The organism is Hydrogenophaga taeniospiralis CCUG 15921 (assembly GCF_001592305.1).
In the GTDB taxonomy this organism is placed as follows: Bacteria; Pseudomonadota; Gammaproteobacteria; order Burkholderiales; family Burkholderiaceae_C; genus Hydrogenophaga; species Hydrogenophaga taeniospiralis.
This window is the reverse complement of sequence record NZ_BCWR01000001.1, coordinates 652016-668047: the sequence shown is the minus strand read 5'-3', so window position 1 is coordinate 668047 and position 16032 is coordinate 652016. Positions and strand designations below refer to the sequence as shown.

At 68.2% G+C, this 16032-nt stretch carries 14 protein-coding genes; 7 read left to right on the top strand and 7 right to left on the bottom strand.

All coding sequences use genetic code 11. The annotated features are described in order from the left end of the window. Positions 1-2 precede the first annotated feature (2 nt). Genes HTA01S_RS03045 through HTA01S_RS03035 form a run of 3 tightly spaced genes read left to right on the top strand, consistent with a single transcriptional unit; the run spans position 3 to position 5965 of the window. Positions 3-1301 (top strand): TRAP transporter large permease, encoded by a 1299-nt coding sequence (locus HTA01S_RS03045; RefSeq protein ID WP_068167055.1) that lies wholly within the window; start codon positions 3-5, stop codon positions 1299-1301. Between the two features lie 41 nt (positions 1302-1342). After that, positions 1343-2305 carry a TRAP transporter substrate-binding protein gene (locus tag HTA01S_RS03040; RefSeq protein ID WP_068167054.1) on the top strand — a complete coding sequence of 321 codons (963 nt, stop codon included), beginning with the start codon at positions 1343-1345 and terminating at the stop codon, positions 2303-2305. A 12-nt stretch (positions 2306-2317) separates the two neighbouring features. Continuing rightward, positions 2318-5965 (top strand): hydantoinase B/oxoprolinase family protein, encoded by a 3648-nt coding sequence (locus HTA01S_RS03035; protein ID WP_068167053.1) that lies wholly within the window; start codon positions 2318-2320, stop codon positions 5963-5965. A 100-nt stretch (positions 5966-6065) separates the two neighbouring features. Here the strand turns inward: HTA01S_RS03035 and HTA01S_RS03030 are convergent, their stop codons facing one another. The 4 genes from HTA01S_RS03030 to HTA01S_RS03015 form a co-directional block, all read right to left on the bottom strand. Beyond that, positions 6066-6839, bottom strand: a complete 774-nt coding sequence (locus tag HTA01S_RS03030; protein WP_068167052.1) for a LamB/YcsF family protein — start codon at positions 6837-6839, stop codon at positions 6066-6068. A gap of 53 nt (positions 6840-6892) precedes the next feature. After that, positions 6893-7930 (bottom strand): 5-oxoprolinase subunit C family protein, encoded by a 1038-nt coding sequence (locus tag HTA01S_RS03025; protein ID WP_068167051.1) that lies wholly within the window; start codon positions 7928-7930, stop codon positions 6893-6895. Next, positions 7927-8670 (bottom strand): 5-oxoprolinase subunit PxpB, encoded by a 744-nt coding sequence (gene pxpB / locus HTA01S_RS03020; protein WP_084235796.1) that lies wholly within the window; start codon positions 8668-8670, stop codon positions 7927-7929. The genes HTA01S_RS03025 and pxpB overlap by 4 nt, the downstream gene beginning before the upstream one ends. Before the next feature lie 250 nt (positions 8671-8920). Further along, on the bottom strand, positions 8921-9469 hold the full coding sequence (locus tag HTA01S_RS03015; protein WP_068167050.1) for a winged helix DNA-binding protein: 549 nt from the start codon (positions 9467-9469) through the stop codon (positions 8921-8923). A 175-nt stretch (positions 9470-9644) separates the two neighbouring features. On the opposite strand from HTA01S_RS03015, the gene HTA01S_RS03010 reads away from it, so the two are divergent. From HTA01S_RS03010 to HTA01S_RS03000, 3 genes are read left to right on the top strand one after another with little or no spacing between them, the layout of a single operon-like run. After that, the gene (locus HTA01S_RS03010) at positions 9645-10619 is read left to right on the top strand and encodes a TRAP transporter substrate-binding protein (RefSeq protein ID WP_068167049.1); all 975 of its coding nucleotides are present in this window, start codon (positions 9645-9647) and stop codon (positions 10617-10619) included. 14 nt (positions 10620-10633) lie between these two features. Continuing rightward, positions 10634-11140: a TRAP transporter small permease gene (locus HTA01S_RS03005; protein WP_068167048.1), complete on the top strand. Its 507-nt coding sequence runs from the start codon at positions 10634-10636 to the stop codon at positions 11138-11140. Beyond that, a complete protein-coding gene (locus tag HTA01S_RS03000) occupies positions 11133-12428 on the top strand; it encodes a TRAP transporter large permease (RefSeq protein ID WP_068167047.1) in 1296 nt (431 codons plus the stop codon). Before HTA01S_RS03005 ends, HTA01S_RS03000 begins: the two co-directional genes overlap by 8 nt. Positions 12429-12437: 9 nt before the next feature. On the opposite strand, the gene HTA01S_RS02995 is transcribed toward HTA01S_RS03000, so the two are convergent. Next, complete coding sequence (locus HTA01S_RS02995) at positions 12438-13706, bottom strand: NAD(P)/FAD-dependent oxidoreductase (protein ID WP_068167046.1); 1269 nt, start codon at positions 13704-13706, stop codon at positions 12438-12440. Positions 13707-13753: 47 nt separating this feature from the next. Here HTA01S_RS02995 and HTA01S_RS02990 point away from each other — a divergent pair, with 47 nt between their 5' ends. After that, positions 13754-14443: an aspartate/glutamate racemase family protein gene (locus HTA01S_RS02990; RefSeq protein ID WP_068167045.1), complete on the top strand. Its 690-nt coding sequence runs from the start codon at positions 13754-13756 to the stop codon at positions 14441-14443. A 119-nt stretch (positions 14444-14562) separates the two neighbouring features. Here HTA01S_RS02990 and lapB read toward each other — a convergent pair whose 3' ends face one another. Next, entirely contained in the window at positions 14563-15708 is a 1146-nt protein-coding gene (gene lapB / locus HTA01S_RS02985) for a lipopolysaccharide assembly protein LapB (RefSeq protein WP_068167044.1), read from the bottom strand. Beyond that, a complete protein-coding gene (locus HTA01S_RS02980) occupies positions 15698-15994 on the bottom strand; it encodes a lipopolysaccharide assembly protein LapA domain-containing protein (protein WP_407656089.1) in 297 nt (98 codons plus the stop codon). The genes lapB and HTA01S_RS02980 overlap by 11 nt, the downstream gene beginning before the upstream one ends. Positions 15995-16032 lie beyond the last annotated feature (38 nt).

The following is a 16032-nucleotide window of genomic DNA, read 5'->3' as shown; positions in this document are numbered from 1 at the left end:
CCATGGACGTCGTTATTGCATTGGCCCTGATCGTGCTGCTGTTCGCGGTGCTGGGCTCTGGCCTGTGGATCGGTCTGTCGCTGCTCGCGGTGGCGCTGGTCGGCATGGAGCTGTTCACCTCGCGCCCGGTGGGCGACAGCATGGTGCTGACCATCTGGGGCTCGACCTCCAGCTGGACGCTGACCGCGCTGCCGCTGTTCCTGTGGATGGGCGAGATCCTGTTTCGCAGCAAGCTCTCGGACGACATGTTCAAGGGCCTGGCGCCCTGGCTGGACCGCCTGCCGGGCCGGCTGCTGCACACCAACGTGGTGGGCTGCACCATCTTCGCCGCGATCTCGGGCTCCAGTGCGGCCACCTGCGCCACCATCGGCAAGATCACCTTGCCCGAGCTGCAGAAGCGCGGTTACCCCGACGACATCGCCGTCGGCACGCTGGCCGGCGCTGGCACGCTGGGCCTGCTGATTCCGCCGTCCATCATCATGATCGTCTACGGCGTGGCGGCCAACGTGTCGATCGCCAAGCTGTTCCTGGCCGGCGTGATCCCGGGCCTGCTGCTGGCGGCGCTGTTCATGGGCTACATCGTCGTCTGGGCACTGCTCCACAAGGACCAGGTGCCGGCGGCTGACGCGGCCATGAGCTTTGGGCAGAAGATCCACGCCTCGCGCCACTTGATCCCCGTGGTGTCGCTGATCGCATTGGTGCTGGGCGGCATCTACAGCGGCATCGCCACCGCCACCGAGGCGGCCGCGCTGGGCGTGGGCGGTGCGTTGCTGCTCGCGAAAATGGAGGGTTCGCTGGACTGGGCGCGCTTCAAGGACGGGCTGACGGCGGCCTGCCGAGTCTACTGCATGATCGGCCTGATCCTTGCGGGCGCGGCCTTCCTCACGCTGGCCATGGGCTTCATCGGCCTGCCGCGCCACCTGGCCGAGTTCATCGGCGCGCTGCAGCTGTCGCCGTTTGCGCTGATGCTGCTGCTTGTCGTGTTCTTCATCGTGCTGGGCTGCTTTCTCGACGGCATCTCCATGGTGGTGCTGACCATCGCGGTGCTGTTGCCCACGGTCGAGGCCGCGGGCTTCGACCTGATCTGGTTCGGCGTCTTCATCGTGCTGGTGGTGGAGATGGCGCAGATCACACCGCCCGTGGGCTTCAACCTGTTCGTGCTGCAGGGCCTGACCAAGCGCGACGTGACCTGGATCGCCCGCACCGCGTGGCCGTTGTTCGTGCTGATGATGGCCGCGGTGATGCTCACCTACTTCGTGCCCGACGTGGTGCTGTGGCTGCCTCGCCAGATGCAGGCTTGAGCGCCACGCCACCGGTCATCCCCGTTCACCAGGAGACCCCCATGAAGCTGCTCTGGATCGCCGCGTGGCTCGCGGCATCGGCTGTGCACGCCCAGACCCGCTGGACCCTGGCCACGGGTTATGGCGAGAACTCTTTCCACACGACCAACATCGTGCGGTTCGCCAGTGACGTGGAGCGGCTCACGGGCGGCGCACTCAAGGTGGCGGTGCATCCGAACAATGCACTGGTCAAGCTGGCGGACATCCCGCAAGCGGTGCAGGACGGCCGGATACAGGCGGGCGAGTCCATCATGACCGGCATGGCCAAGGCATTTCCGATCGCGGGCGCCGACGCGATCCCCTTCGTGGTGGGCAGCTATGCCGATGCGAAGCGCCTGTGGGTGCTCCAGCGCCCGCTGATCGAGCGCCATTTTGCGCAACGAGGCCTGAAAGCGCTGTACGCCGTGCCCTGGCCCCCGCAAGGGCTGTACACCCGCAAGCCGGTGGCCTCGGCGTCCGACTTCAAAGGCACCCGCATGCGCACCTACAACGCGACCACGGTGCGCATCGCCGGGCTGCTGGGGGCTATCCCGGTCGACGTGCCGATGGTGGAGGTGAACCAGGCCCTGGGCAGTGGCCGCATTGACAACATGATCACCTCGGCCGTGACGGGGGTCGAGAATGAGGCCTGGCGCCATATCGGGTATTTCCACGAGATCAACGCCTGGTTTCCGAAGAACATCGTTTTCGTCAACCGCCGTGCCTTTGATGCGCTCAGCCCTTTGCAGCAGCAGTCGGTGCTCCAGGCGTCGGCGGATGCCGAGGCGCGGGGCTGGGCCGCGAGCGAAGCGGCTTCAAAGAGCTCGCTGCGCGAACTCCAGGCCCGTGGCATGAAGGTGGAGCGCGCACCGCCGGAGTTCGAGGCCGCGCTCAAACGCATGGGCGAGAAGTTTTCCCGCGAATGGATTCGAGACGTTGGCCATGAGGCCAACCAGCTGTTCGTCCCCTACTATTTCCAACGCTAGAGTCGATAGACCATGAAAGACCATTCTTCCCCTTACGGCAGCCGCTGGCAGTTCTGGATTGACCGGGGCGGCACCTTCACCGACATCGTGGCCCGGCGCCCCGACGGATCGCTGGTGACGCACAAGCTGCTGAGCGAAAACCCCGAGCAATACCGGGACGCGGCGGTGGCGGGCATTCGCCACCTGCTGGGCCTGAAAGCCGGCGAGCCCATCACGCCCGAACAGGTCGAGTGCGTGAAGATGGGCACCACGGTGGCGACCAACGCGCTGCTGGAGCGCAAGGGCGAACCCACGCTGCTGGTGACCACCGCCGGCTTTCGCGACGCGCTGCGTATCGCCTACCAGAACCGGCCGCGCCTGTTCGACCGCCACATCGTGTTGCCCGAGCTGTTGTACGAGCGCGTGATCGAGGCACAGGAGCGCGTGGGTGCCCACGGCGACGTGGTGCTGCCGCTCGACGAAGCCCACCTGCGCGAGCGCCTCTGGGCCGCGTTCGACGCCGGTCTGCGCAGCGTGGCCATCGTCTTCATGCATGGCTACCGCTACACCGCTCACGAACAGGCGGCGGCGCGCATCGCGCGCGAGCTGGGCTTCACGCAGGTGAGCACCTCGCACCAGACCAGCCCGATGATGAAGTTTGTGAGCCGGGGCGACACGACCGTGGTGGACGCCTACCTCTCGCCCATCCTGCGGCGCTATGTGGACCAGGTGGCGGGCGAGATGCCCGGCGTGAAACTGTTCTTCATGCAGTCTTCCGGTGGCCTGACCGACGCCCATGTGTTCCAGGGCAAGGACGCGATCCTTTCCGGCCCCGCGGGGGGCATCGTGGGCATGGCGCGCACGGCGGCCATCGCCGGCCACGACAAGGTGATCGGCTTCGACATGGGCGGCACATCGACCGATGTGTCGCACTACGCCGGCGCCTTTGAGCGGGAGTTTGAAACGCAGGTAGCGGGTGTGCGCATGCGTGCGCCGATGATGAGCATCCACACCGTGGCCGCGGGCGGTGGCTCCATCCTGGCGTTCGACGGTTCGCGCTTTCGGGTCGGCCCCGAGAGCGCGGGCGCCAACCCGGGCCCCGCCAGCTACCGGCGCGGTGGACCCTTGGCCGTGACCGATGCGAACGTGATGCTGGGCAAGATCCAGCCGCTGCATTTCCCCAAAGTGTTCGGCCCGCACGCGAACGAAGCCTTGAGTCTGGAGGCCGTGCAGGCGAAATTCGGTGAGCTGGCGCAGCAGACCGGCCGCAGCGCCGAGAGCGTGGCCGAGGGCTTCATCCAGATCGCGGTGCAGCAGATGGCCAACGCCATCAAGAAGATCTCGGTGGCGCGCGGCTACGACGTGACGCGCTACACCCTGCAGTGCTTTGGCGGCGCGGGCGGTCAGCACGCCTGTCTGGTCGCGGACGCATTGGGCATGACGCGCGTGTTCGTGCACCCCCTGGCGGGCGTGCTCAGTGCCTACGGCATGGGGCTGGCCGATCAGAACGTGATCCGCGAGCAGGCCATTGAACTGCCGCTGGTCATGGCGTCCTTGCCGCTGATCGCGGAACAGCTGGAGGCCTTGGGCCAGGCGGCCCAGGCCGAACTGGAGCGGCAGCAGGTGAATGCTGGCGCGGTGGCGCTGCACCACCGTGTGCATGTGCGCTACGAGGGCAGCGACGCGGCGCTCGTGGTGCCGTTCGGGGATCTCCATCAGATCCGGGCTGGCTTCGAGGCCGCCTACCGCCAGCGCTTCGCTTTCCTCATGCAGGGCAAGGGGCTGGTGGTGGAGGCCGTGTCGGTGGAGGCGGTGGTCGCGGGCGATGCGCCGGTGGAGCGCCGCCATCCCACGCACGCGCTGCGCGAGGTGCCCCGGCGCGAAACGGTGCGGATGTTCTCCGGCGGCCAGTGGCTGGACGCCGCGCTGGTGGTGCGCGAAGACCTGCGCCCGGGCGACGTGATTCCCGGCCCGGCCATCATTGCCGAGAAGAACGCCACCACGGTGGTGGAGCCGGGTTGGGAAGCGGCGCTGACCGCGCTGGACCACCTGGTGCTGGACCGCCGCGAGGCCCGGGCCGTGACCTACGCGGTGGGGACGACGGCCGACCCGGTGCTGCTGGAGGTGTTCAACAATCTGTTCATGAACATCGCCGAGCAGATGGGTCTGCAGCTGCAGAACACGGCCTACTCGGTCAACATCAAGGAACGGCTCGACTTTAGCTGCGCCCTGTTCGACGCCGAGGGCCACCTGATCGCCAACGCGCCCCACATGCCCGTGCACCTGGGCAGCATGGGCGAGAGCATCAAGACCGTGATCCGTGAAAACGCCGGGACGATGCAGCCCGGTGACGTGTATGCGCTCAACGATCCGTACCACGGTGGCACGCACCTGCCCGATGTGACCGTCATCACCCCGGTGTACCTGGGCGGCACGGCGCAGGACACACCGTTGTTCTACGTGGGCAGCCGGGGCCACCACGCCGATATCGGCGGCACCACGCCCGGCTCCATGCCGCCTTTCTCCACGCGCATCGAGGAAGAGGGCGTGCAGATCAACAACGTGAAGCTGGTGGACCGCGGCGTGCTGCGCGAGGCGGAGATGATCGCGCTGCTGCAAAGTGGGGAATTCCCCAGCCGCAACCCGCAGCAGAACATGGCCGACCTCAAGGCCCAGATCGCGGCGAATGAGAAGGGGGTGCAGGAACTGCGCAAGATGGTCGAGCAGTTCGGCCTGGACGTGGTGCAGGCCTACATGGGCCATGTGCAGGACAACGCCGAAGAGTCGGTTCGGCGTGCCATCGCCAGGATTGCCACGCGCCTGAAAGACGGCCAGTTCACGCTGAAGCTGGACAACGGCGCGCAGATCCAGGTGGCGGTGCGCGTCCATGCGGAAGAACGCAGCGCGGAGGTGGACTTCACCGGTACCTCGCCACAACAGAGCAACAACTTCAACGCACCGACGGCGGTGTGCATGGCCGCCGTGCTCTACGTGTTCCGCACGCTGGTGGACGACGACATCCCGCTCAACGCGGGTTGCCTCAAGCCGATCCGGGTTGTCATTCCGCCGGGCTCCATGCTCAACCCGAACCCGCCGGCTTCGGTGGTGGCCGGCAATGTGGAGACCTCGACCTGCATCACCAACGCGCTGTTCGGCGCGCTGGGCGTCATGGCCGGCTCGCAGCCGACCATGAACAACTTCACCTTCGGCAATACCACGCACCAGTACTACGAAACGATTTCGGGGGGCAGCGGCGCCGGCGGTGTGTTCGATGCGCAGGGCGCCCTGGTGGGCGGGTTCAACGGCACGGGTGTGGTGCAGACCCACATGACCAACTCGCGTCTGACCGACCCCGAGGTGCTGGAATTCCGCTTCCCCGTGCGCCTGCTGGGCTATGCGATCCGCAAAGGCTCCGGTGGCGGTGGGCGCTGGCGCGGGGGTGACGGTGGCGTGCGCCGCGTGATGTTCCTCGAGCCCATGACGGCGAGCATCCTGTCCAACGGGCGGACCTTCCCCGCGTTCGGCATGGAGGGTGGTGAGAACGGGGCGCCGGGCATCAACCGCGTGCTGCGGGCGGACGGATCACAGGAGAGCATCGGTCACATCGGCCAGGTTGAGATGCTGCCGGGCGACACCTTCGAGATCCACACGCCCGGCGGTGGGGGCTTCGGGCAGCCATAGCGGGCGCAGCTGGCGCGCGGGGCTCGGCCCCCTGAACAACCACCCCGCAGCCCGCCGGGCGGCGACGCCCAGGCGGTAGCGAGGTGTGCATGCGGAGGATTCAGCAGAGCGCGGTCAGCGGCGCCAGCCGGTAGCCGGCGGCTTCGAGCGCCTTGTGGATCTGCTGCGCCGAGGCCACGGCGTCGGGCCCGTCGCCGTGCACGCAGATGCTGTGAATGGGGGTGGGCAGGCGCTGGCCGTCGGCGGTGACGATGCCTTGCGCGTCGAGCATGCGCAGCACGTGCTGCACGCAGGCCTGGGCGTCGTGCAGCACGGCGCCGGGCTGCGAGCGCGGCGTGAGTTGACCGTCTTGCTGATAGGTCCGGTCGGCAAACACCTCACGGCCCACGCGCAGGCCGGCCGCCTCGCCGGCCGCTTCCAGCGCCGAGAGGGCAGGCGCGAGCAGGATGAGATCGCGGTCCAGCGCCCGCACAGCGCGCGCCACCGTGGCAGCCACTTCGGCGTCGGCACAGGCGATGTTGTTGAGCGCGCCGTGGGGCTTGACGTGTGTCACCCGGCCCCCTTCGGCTGCGGCCATGGCCTGCAGCGCGCCCACCTGGTAGAGGATGGTGGCTTCCAGTTCCTGGGCCGACAGTTGCATCGCGCGGCGGCCGAAACCCTGCAGGTCCGGGAAGGCCGGGTGCGCGCCCAGGCTCACGCCGTTGGCCAGCGCGAGGCGCACGGTCTCGCGCATCACGACCGGGTCGCCCGCGTGAAAACCGCAGGCGATGTTGGCGCTGCCAATCACCTGCAGCAGCGCCGCGTCGTCGCCCATGCGCCAGGCGCCGAAGCTTTCGCCGAGGTCGGCGTTGAGGTTGATGGTGGTTGGGTTCATGAGGTGCTCCGGGTCAGGGGGTGAGCGGACATGGGCAAGAGACTCCTACCCGCTCAGGGGTCGGCGCGCAGCATGCCGTCGACCAGATTGGAGGCGTAGAGCGCGGTTTCGTCCACCGTGCCGGGCGGCAGGTAGATCTCGCGCGAGGCGAGCCAGCGTTGCCAGCGCTCGCGTTCGTCCTGCAGGGCGCGGTGCGCCGCTGCTTGGCTCACGGCTTCGAAGCGCACGCGCGTGCCCGGCCGCAGGTGGGCGAGCCGGGGCAGGTCGGCGCTGATCACGGTGGCGATCTTGGGGTAGCCGCCCACGGTCTGGCCGTCGGCGAGCAGCACGATGGGTTGTCCGTTCGCGGGCACCTGGATCGCGCCGGGTGTCACGCCGTCGGACACGATGTCCGCCGCTTCGGGGTTGATATGGGCCAGGGCAAGGCCCTGAAATCGCAGGCCCATGCGGTCCTGCGCGGCGGTGGCCTCCCAGTCCTGGTTCAGGAACTGCGCGATGGCGTCGGGCGTGAAATGGTCCTGCTGCGGGCCGAGCAGCACGCGCACCGAGCCGTCGCTGGCGGTCCACGGCGAGCGGCAACGCCACTCCCTCGGGTCGGTGAGATGCCAAGTGCCGCAGGGCAGCGTGTCGCCCGGGCGGAAGGCGCGGCCCAGCACACCGGCCAGCCCGGCGCGCCAGTAGCTGGAGCGGCTGCCGAGCTGGGGTTCCACCAGCAGTCCGCCGGCCACGGCCAGGTAGGCGCAGCCGCTCTCGGCCGGGCCGAGCTGCAGCTGATCGCCCTCGCGCAGCGTGGCGCTGTGCCAGGCGGGCAGGGGGCTGCGGCCGCCATCGCCGCGTTGGCAGGTGGCGGCGATGCGGCCCGCCAGTGCCACGCGCACCGGCCCGGCCGCCACGCGCAGCACGGTGCCCATGCCGCGCAGCTCCAGCACGGCCTCGTCGAGCGGGTTGCCGAGCAGGGCGTTGGCGGCCCGGGCCAGCGGGCCGTCGAGCCAGCCGGAGAGCGGCATGCCGTGGTGCCGGTGGCCCGCGCGGCCCCGGTCCTGCACGGTGGTGCCGATGCCCGGTTGCACGATCTCGATCAGGCCGTTCATGCGCCAGGCGCCTTCAGAAAGGTTTCACGCGGCAGGCCCTGGGCGATGCTGGCGGCGAGTGCGTCGTGCGTGGTGCGGTCCACCGCGTACCAGCGCACGTCGTCGCCCGCCGCGAGCAGGGCCGGTTGGTCGGCATGCCGCAGATCGAACAACACCACGGGCGTGCGCCCGATCAGGTTCCAGCCGCCGGGGCTTTCCCAGGGGTAGACCGAACACATCTCGCCGGTCACGGCCAGCGATTGCGCCGGCACCTTCTGGCGCGGCGCCGGCAGGCGCGGCATGTGCAGCTCGGGCGGCACGCCGCCCATGTACGGAAAGCCGGGCTGGAAGCCGAGCATGTAGACATGGAAGGTGGCGGCGAGCAGGCGCTGGATCACCTCGTCAGGGCTCAGGCCCTTGGTTTCGGCGAGCCGGGGAAGATCGGGCGCGAAGTCGGCGTCGAAACACACCGGCAGGTGCCAGAGACGGCCTGGCCGCATGTCCTGCCCCCCGGCCTGGGCCAGCACCCGCAGGCGCTCACCCAGCGCCGCAGCGTCGGTGGCCAGGGGGTCGTAATGCACCGTGAGCGAGCGGAAGGTGGGCACCACATCGGTGACAGATGCCATCAGCGGCTCCGATGCACGCGCCTGCCCCACCCGTTCGGCCAGGCCCATCACGCGGGCGTTGATGGCCGGGTCGATGGTGCTGCCGAACTCCAGCGTCCAGGCGCTGTCGCCGAGAGCGAGCAGGCGGGGGGGCATGTCAGGACTCATGGGTGGAGGTGTGCGCGAAGGAGGCCCGGGCTCGGCGGCAGCCCCTCACCCCAGCCCTCTCCCCAGAGGGGCGAGGGAGCAAGGCCCGGGCAGGGAAGCTGCGAAGGGGGAGTCCAATGGCATTGCCGGAGCGCGTGCCCGACCCAGGGCAGCCGTGGAACCGGCTCCGCCGGGCCACCAGCTGCGTCCCCCCTCCGGGGGGAAGCCGCGAAGCGGCGCAGGGGGGCTTCACAGTGTTTCACAATGAAGCCGCGGACCGCGCCGCCTGGTCGTACATGCCCGAGAGCACGCGCAGCAGGCGCGCGAGCTCGCCGATGTCCTTGTTGAGCCCGTCGTCGACGTGCATGGCCTGGATCAGGCACTGCTCGCGGATCTCGCGGTAGCGCTGCACGCTGGCGCTGCCCGCCTCGGTGGCGGCGTAGGTCACTTCCTTGCCCGACTTGCTGGACGCCACCACGCCCAGGCTCACCAGCTTCTTGAGCGAATAGTTCACCAGGTGGGTGTCCTCGATGTTCATGATGAAGCAGATGTCCGACAGGCGCTTGTCCCGCGCGCGGTGCGAGACGTGGTGCAAGACCAGCACGTCCAGCGGCATCAGGTCTTTCAACCCCGCGGCCGACATGCAGTGCACCACCCAGCGGTGGAAGGCGTTGCTCGCCACGATCAGCCCGAATTCGAACTCGCTCATCTCCGCGCTCTGGGGCGACACCAGGTGTGCCGACGACACGATGGGTGATTGGGGCGTCTTCGCGACGGGCGCGGTTGTTGCTTTGGGAATCTTGGCCATGCATGCTCTCCTGCGGTGGCGCTGAGTTTAGATTTTTTGCCGATAATTTGCCAACAATTTGTTGACGATAAGGGAAATCACGGATCACAATCCGCCGGCTCGACGCCTACAGTTCATGCACCCTTTCCCGCAGCAGCTGCCTGCGATCCGTTCCACCTCACCCACCGGAGCTCCCATGAAACGTCGCGCATTCCAACTCTCGATGGTCGCTGCCGCGCTCGCGCTGTCGACGTCTGCCTTCGCCCAGACCCAGTGGGATCTGGCCACCGCGTACCCGGCCACCAACTTCCACACGGTCAACATCAGCCAGTTCGCGGCCGACGTGGACAAGGCCAGCGGCGGCAAGCTCAAGATGACGGTGCACGCCAACGCATCGCTGTTCAAGGCACCCGAGATCAAGCGCGCGGTGCAGGGCGGTCAGGCGCAGGCTGGCGAGATCCTGCTGGTGAACTACCAGAACGAGTGGCAGTTGTTCGGCGCCGACGGCCTGCCGTTCCTGGCCGACAGCTACGAAGCGGCGGCCAAGCTGTGGAAGGTGCAGCGTCCCGTGCTGGAGAAGAAGCTGGCCGAGCAGGGCATGATGGTCCTGTACGCGGTTCCATGGCCGCCGCAGGGCGTGTACAGCAAGAAGCCGCTGAACAGCGCCGCCGATCTCAAGGGCATGAAGTGGCGCGCCTACAGCCCGGCCACCGCGCGCATCGCCGAACTCGTGGGTGCGCAACCGGTGACGGTGCAGGCGGCCGAGGTCAGCCAGGCCTTCGCCACCGGCGTGACCGAAAGCATGATGTCCAGCGGCTCCACCGGCGCCGACGCCAAGCTGTACGAACACGTGAAGTACTGGTACGACACCCAGGCCTGGTTGCCCAAGAACGCGCTGCTGGTCAACAAGAAGGCCTTCGACGCGCTGGACAAGCCGACGCAGGACGCGGTGCGGAAGGCCGCGGCGGACGCCGAGACCCGCGGCTGGGAAGCGAGCAAGAAGGCGAACGGCGAAAGCCTGGACAAGCTCAAGGCTGGCGGCATGCAGATCCTGCCCGCCTCTGCACAGCTGAAGGCCGACATGCAGAAGGTGGGCGACACCTTGCTCAAGGAGTGGCTTGCCAAAGCCGGCCCTGAAGGGCAGGCCATGGTCGACGCGTTCCGCAAGTGAGGCCGGCCAGCACCATGCGACGCACGCTGAATGCCCTGTACGACGGCTGCGCCTGGCTCGCGGCGGTGTTCATGATCGGCGTGCTGGTCATGGTGCTGCTGTCGGTGCTGGGGCGGCAGTTCCAGTTCCACGTGCCGGGCACGGACGCCTACGCCGGCTACGCGATGGCCGCCGCCGGCTTCCTGGCGCTGGCGCACACGCTCAAGCGCAACGAGCACATCCGCGTCACGCTGGTGCTGGGCAAGCTCAAAGGCCGTGCCCGCCGGGGCCTGGAGCTGTGGTCGCTGAGCGTGGCCGTGTTGCTCTCGGGCCTGTTTGCCTGGTTCGCTGTGCGCCTGGTCTGGCAGTCGCTCGAGTTCAACGACATCTCCACCGGCAACGACGCCACGCCGCTGTGGATTCCCCAGCTGGCGATGGCGCTGGGCACGCTGGTGCTGTTCATTGCCTTTGTGGACGAATGGGTGCTGGAGGCCCGTGGCCAGCGTCAACGCTTCGACGGATCGGAGACCCACCATGAATGAAATGGCGGTCACCGGTTTGTTGATCGTGGCCTTGTTTGCGTTGCTGGGCAGCGGCGTCTGGATCGGTCTCACGCTGGCGGGCGTGGCCTGGATCGGCATGGAGCTGTTTTCCTCGCGCAGCGCAGGCGACGCGATGGCCGTCACCATCTGGGGCTCGGCCAGCAGCTGGACGCTGACCGCGCTGCCGCTGTTCGTCTGGATGGGCGAGATCCTGTTCCGCACCAAATTGTCGGAAAGCATGTTCAAGGGCTTGGCGCCCTGGGTCAACGTGCTGCCGGGCCGGCTGCTGCACACCAATATTCTGGGCAGCACCATCTTTGCGGCGGTGTCGGGCTCGTCGGCGGCCACCTGCGCCACCATCGGCAAGATGACGATTCCCGAGCTGACCGAGCGCGGGTATCCGCCGGAGCGGGTCATCGGTTCACTGGGCGGCGCGAGCACCCTGGGGCTGCTGATCCCGCCCTCCATCGTGATGATCGTCTATGGCGTGGCCGCCGAGGTGTCGATCGCCAAGCTGTTCGTCGCGGGCATGATCCCGGGCCTGATGCTCGCCGGGCTGTTCAGCGGCTACCTGATGGTGTGGGCGCTGCTCAACCCCGACAAGATCCCGCAGGCCGATGCCGGCATGAGTTTCACCGACAAGCTGCGCGCTTCCAGCGAACTGATTCCGGTGGTGGTGCTGATCGGCGGTGTGATTGGCTCGATCTACCTCGGGGTGGCCACCGCCACCGAGGCGGCCGCCATCGGCGTGGCCGGTTCGCTGATGCTGTCGGCTTACCAGAAGACGCTCTCCTGGCAGAACTTCAAGGCCGCGCTGCTCGGTGCGACGCGGCTGTACTGCATGATCGCGCTGATCCTCGCCGGGGCGGCGTTCCTCACGCTGTCCATGGGCTACATCGGGCTGCCGCGCCACCTCGCCGAGTGGGTGGGTTCGCTGGGCCTGTCGCCGGGGCTGTTGCTGATCGCGCTGGCGCTGTTCTTCATCCTGCTGGGCTGCTTCCTCGACGGCATTTCCATGATCGTGCTGACCATGGGCGTGTTGATCCCGACGGTGCAGACCGCCGGCATAGACCTGATCTGGTTCGGCATCTTCGTCGTCATCGTGGTGGAGATGGCGCAGATCACGCCGCCGGTGGGCTTCAACCTGTTCGTGCTGCAGGGCATGACCAAGCGCGAGATCAACTGGATCGCCATGGTCTGTCTGCCTTACTTCCTGCTCATGGTGCTCGCCGTGTGCCTGCTCTGGTGGTTTCCGCAGATCGTGATGTGGCTGCCCGGGAAGATGTGAGCTGGCGCATCAGGCTCGCAAGAAACGCTGCGGCCTGAAAGGAATCGGGTCGAGGGTGGTGGGCTCGCCCAGCATGAGTTGGGACAGCAGTTCACCGGTGCCCGGTCCGGTCGAGAACCCGATGTGCTGGTGACCCAGCGCCAACCAGACACCGGGTTGTCCTGGGCACGCGCCCACCATCGGGCGGCTGTCGGGCAGGGTGGGGCGGCTGCCCAGCCAGTCGGGCTCCGTGGTGCGCTCGCCCAGGGGCAGCGCTTCGCGCGCGGCCCGCTCGGCGGCGTCCAGTTGCGCTGGCCTCGGTGGCGCATGTTGCGCGTTGAGCTCCACGCCGGACGTCAGGCGCAAGCCTTGTGCCATGGGCGCCAACACATAGCCTGCCGCCGTGTCGTAGACCGGGCGGTTCAGCGTCGCGCCTGGGGTTGGCGTGAAGTGCCGGTGGTAGCCGCGCTCGAAGCCCATGGGCAGCTTCAATCCGAACTGCTGCCGAAGGAAATCGCGCGACCACGGGCCCAGCGCCACCACCACCTGGTCGGCCCGCGAGCTTCGCCCGTCGGCCGTGCCCACGGACCAGCCACCATCGTTCCGTTGCAGGTGTGTGGCGGCGGTGGTTTCCAGCCGTCCGCCCAGTGCCAGCAGCCAGCGTGCGTAGGCGCGCACGACCTCGCCCGGGCTGTCCACCGAACTCGCGTCTTTCACCCACAGGGCCTTGCGGAAGATGGGCCGCAGGTGCGGCTCGAGGTCGTGCAGTTCGTGCGGCGCCAGCGTGGCCGTGGCCACGCCGAAACGGGCCAGGGTCTCGCGCCCGAAAGCGCCCGCCTCGAACCCCGCCTCGCTGCGGTAGAGAAACAGCCAGCCCTCGTCGCGGCGGCGGTGGGCGATGCCCGCCGCGTCCATCCACCGGCGATGCAGCTCCCCCGAGTGCCGGATCAGCGCGTCCAGCGCGGTCGTGGTTTCGCGGAAGACCTGCTCGCGCGCATGGGACAGGAACGACAGGCCCCAGCGCCATTGGCCCAGCATCGCCAGCGGGTCGTAGCGAAAGCCCGGGCTGCGCCCGCGCAGCAGGCCCGGCAACTGCGACCACAGCCGGGGGTGGTTGAACGGCATGAGCGAGCTGCGCGCCAGCACGCCTGCGTTGCCGTGCGAAGTCGCTGCGCCCGGCCCCAGCGGGTCGATCACGGTGACCTGCATGCCGCGCTGGCGCAACGAGAGCGCGCAAGCGATGCCCACCATGCCGGCGCCCAGCACCACCACCTGTTGTCCAAGCCTTGCCTGCGTCATGCTTCCATGTTCCCATCGTTGGTGTTGTCAACCCGCAGCTTATCGCCATGAAGGACTCGAATCCCGTCGCCCCGGAATGCCTGGGCGTGATCCTGCTGGACACCCGCTTCCCGCGCCCGCCGGGCGACATCGGCAGCCCGGCCACCTGGGCGCGTGCCGGCATCCCGGCGCGCTTCGTCACCGTGGCGGGGGCTTCGGCCCGGCGCGTGGTGCAGGCGCAGGACCCGGCGCTGCTCGGTCCCTTTGTGGAGGCTGCCCGCTCGCTGGCCCGTCAGGGGGCGCGGCTCATCACCACCAGCTGCGGCTTTCTCGCTGGCTGGCAGGCCGAGTTGCAGGCTGCGGTAGACGTGCCTGTGATCACCTCCAGCCTGCTGCAATGCGCCCGACTGTCGTCACCCGGCATCGTGACCTTCGACGCCGCCTCGTTGCAGGCCGGGTTGCTGCAGCGGGCGGGCGTACCGGCGGGTACCCCCGTGCAAGGCCTTCGACCGGGTTGTGAGCTGCAGTCGCGTATCCTGGCCGACGATACCCAGCTGGACCTGCGGCAGGCGTCGGACGATGTGGTGGAGGCGGCGATGCGCCTGGTGGCGAGGCATCCCGAGGTGCAGCAGCTGGTGCTGGAGTGCACCAACATGCCACCGTACAGGGCAGCAGTGGCCCAAGCCACCGGAAGACCGGTGCACGACCTGGAAACCTGGCTGCTGGAAATCTGGCGTGAGCCACGCGCCAAGAACTGACACGCCGAAAAAGGGAAGCCCAACCCAGAACGCCGCTGAACCGGCTTCGCCGCGCCGCCAGCGTTGCCCCCTTGAGGGGGGCGCGCGCAGCACGGCGGGGGTGGGTCAAAAGCCCGGGGTTACAACTCCTCTACGCGCCTGGCCGGGTAGCTGTCCCAGGCCTGGCAGCCCGGGCACTGCCAGAAATGCTGGCGTGCCTCGAAGCCGCAGGCCGCGCAGCGGTAGCGCTTGAGCGGCGCACTCGCCTGTTCCAGCGCCGCCTGTACGCGGGTCTGGGCCACGTCATCGGACAGTTTCTCCCCGGCCAGCCACTGCGTGGCCATTACCAGCGAGGCTTCGCGGCCCAGGTGGCCGAGGTAGCGCGAGCGCGCCTCCTCGGGGCCGGTGCTCAGGCTGGCCATGGCTTCGGTCACGTCGATGGAAGGCGCGCGGCTGTCGAACGACTGCAGCAGGGTCAGCGCCTCGGCCTGTCGGCCCGTCTGTACCGCCAGCTCGGCCAGCGCGTGGGCCGCCAGCGGCAGGGCCTGTGGTGCGTGCTGACACAGCATGCGCAATGCGTCGAAGGCGGCCGCGGCGTGCCCGCCCTGGGCCTTCAGGCTGGAGAGTGCCATCCAGCCACGTGCGAGCTGGGGTGCGTGGGCCACGGCTTCGCCCAGCAGCTGCAAGGCCCGTGCGGTGTCGCCATCGCGTTGAGCCTGCTCGGCTTCTTCGCAGAGGTAGTGGGCCAGCCGGGTGGTGAAGCTGCCTTGTTCGGCCTCGTCCAGGCGCTGCGCGATGCGTTTGGCCTGCGGCCAGTCGCGCGAGCGCTCGTAGATGGCGAGCAGGGCCAGCAGCGCTTCGCCTTCAAACGCCGACCCTTCGAGTTTGTGCAAGGCCGCTTCGGCCCGGTCGAGCAGACCCGCCTTCAGAAAGTCGAGCGCCAACGCATGCTGGGCGCGATCGCGGTCCTTGCGGCTGAGGTCGGCGCGGGCCAGCAGGTGCTCGTGCACCCGCACCGCGCGGTCGTAGTCGCCCCGGCGGCGAAACAGATTGCCCAGCGCGAAGTGCAGTTCGGCAGTGTCGGGGTCGCCCTGCACCGCTTCGATGAAGGCGTCGATGGCCTGGTCCTGCTGTTCATTGAGCAGGTAGTTCAGGCCGCGGAAATAGGCCTTTGGGGCTTGCCGGCTTTCCATGCGCCATTGACGCAGGTCGAGACGGGACGCGCCCCATCCGAGCGCGAATGCCAGCGGCAGGCCCCAAAGCAGCCAGGTGAGATCAAAGTCCATGCCGGGGGTCGTGGGGGTCGGGAATGAGCGTGGAGTCGGCGTCAAAAGCTGTGCCGGCCCGCGGCGACGAGGCGGGGAGCGGGTGCCGGGCCTTTCGGGCCCGCAGCCACAAAGGCAGCATGACGGCCACCCCGAGGAACACCCCGAGAATCAACGCGACCAGGATCACCAGCACGAGCGGCGCCTGCCATTGCACCCCGAAAAACAGGTGCAGGGTCACCGGCTCCTGGTTGTTCAGCGCGAAGGCGAACAAAGCAAAAAAAATGGCTGCATTGAGCAGCCACATCAGGTATTTCAAATCATCCCCTCTGTGGTGGGACGATT

Bases quoted from the DNA above. Each gene is read 5' to 3' on its own strand.
- HTA01S_RS02990 (WP_068167045.1), top strand. From the start codon at position 13,754: ATGAAGGACTCGAATCCCGTCGCCCCGGAATGCCTGGGCGTGATCCTG.
- pxpB (WP_084235796.1), bottom strand. From the start codon at position 8,670: ATGCCCCCCCGCCTGCTCGCTCTCGGCGACAGCGCCTGGACGCTGGAG.
- HTA01S_RS03025 (WP_068167051.1), bottom strand. From the start codon at position 7,930: ATGAACGGCCTGATCGAGATCGTGCAACCGGGCATCGGCACCACCGTG.
- HTA01S_RS03030 (WP_068167052.1), bottom strand. From the start codon at position 6,839: ATGAACCCAACCACCATCAACCTCAACGCCGACCTCGGCGAAAGCTTC.
- HTA01S_RS02980 (WP_407656089.1), bottom strand. From the start codon at position 15,994: ATGTGGCTGCTCAATGCAGCCATTTTTTTTGCTTTGTTCGCCTTCGCG.
- HTA01S_RS03010 (WP_068167049.1), top strand. From the start codon at position 9,645: ATGAAACGTCGCGCATTCCAACTCTCGATGGTCGCTGCCGCGCTCGCG.
- HTA01S_RS03000 (WP_068167047.1), top strand. From the start codon at position 11,133: ATGAATGAAATGGCGGTCACCGGTTTGTTGATCGTGGCCTTGTTTGCG.
- HTA01S_RS03005 (WP_068167048.1), top strand. From the start codon at position 10,634: ATGCGACGCACGCTGAATGCCCTGTACGACGGCTGCGCCTGGCTCGCG.
- lapB (WP_068167044.1), bottom strand. From the start codon at position 15,708: ATGGACTTTGATCTCACCTGGCTGCTTTGGGGCCTGCCGCTGGCATTC.
- HTA01S_RS02995 (WP_068167046.1), bottom strand. From the start codon at position 13,706: ATGACGCAGGCAAGGCTTGGACAACAGGTGGTGGTGCTGGGCGCCGGC.
- HTA01S_RS03045 (WP_068167055.1), top strand. From the start codon at position 3: ATGGACGTCGTTATTGCATTGGCCCTGATCGTGCTGCTGTTCGCGGTG.
- HTA01S_RS03015 (WP_068167050.1), bottom strand. From the start codon at position 9,469: ATGGCCAAGATTCCCAAAGCAACAACCGCGCCCGTCGCGAAGACGCCC.
- HTA01S_RS03035 (WP_068167053.1), top strand. From the start codon at position 2,318: ATGAAAGACCATTCTTCCCCTTACGGCAGCCGCTGGCAGTTCTGGATT.
- HTA01S_RS03040 (WP_068167054.1), top strand. From the start codon at position 1,343: ATGAAGCTGCTCTGGATCGCCGCGTGGCTCGCGGCATCGGCTGTGCAC.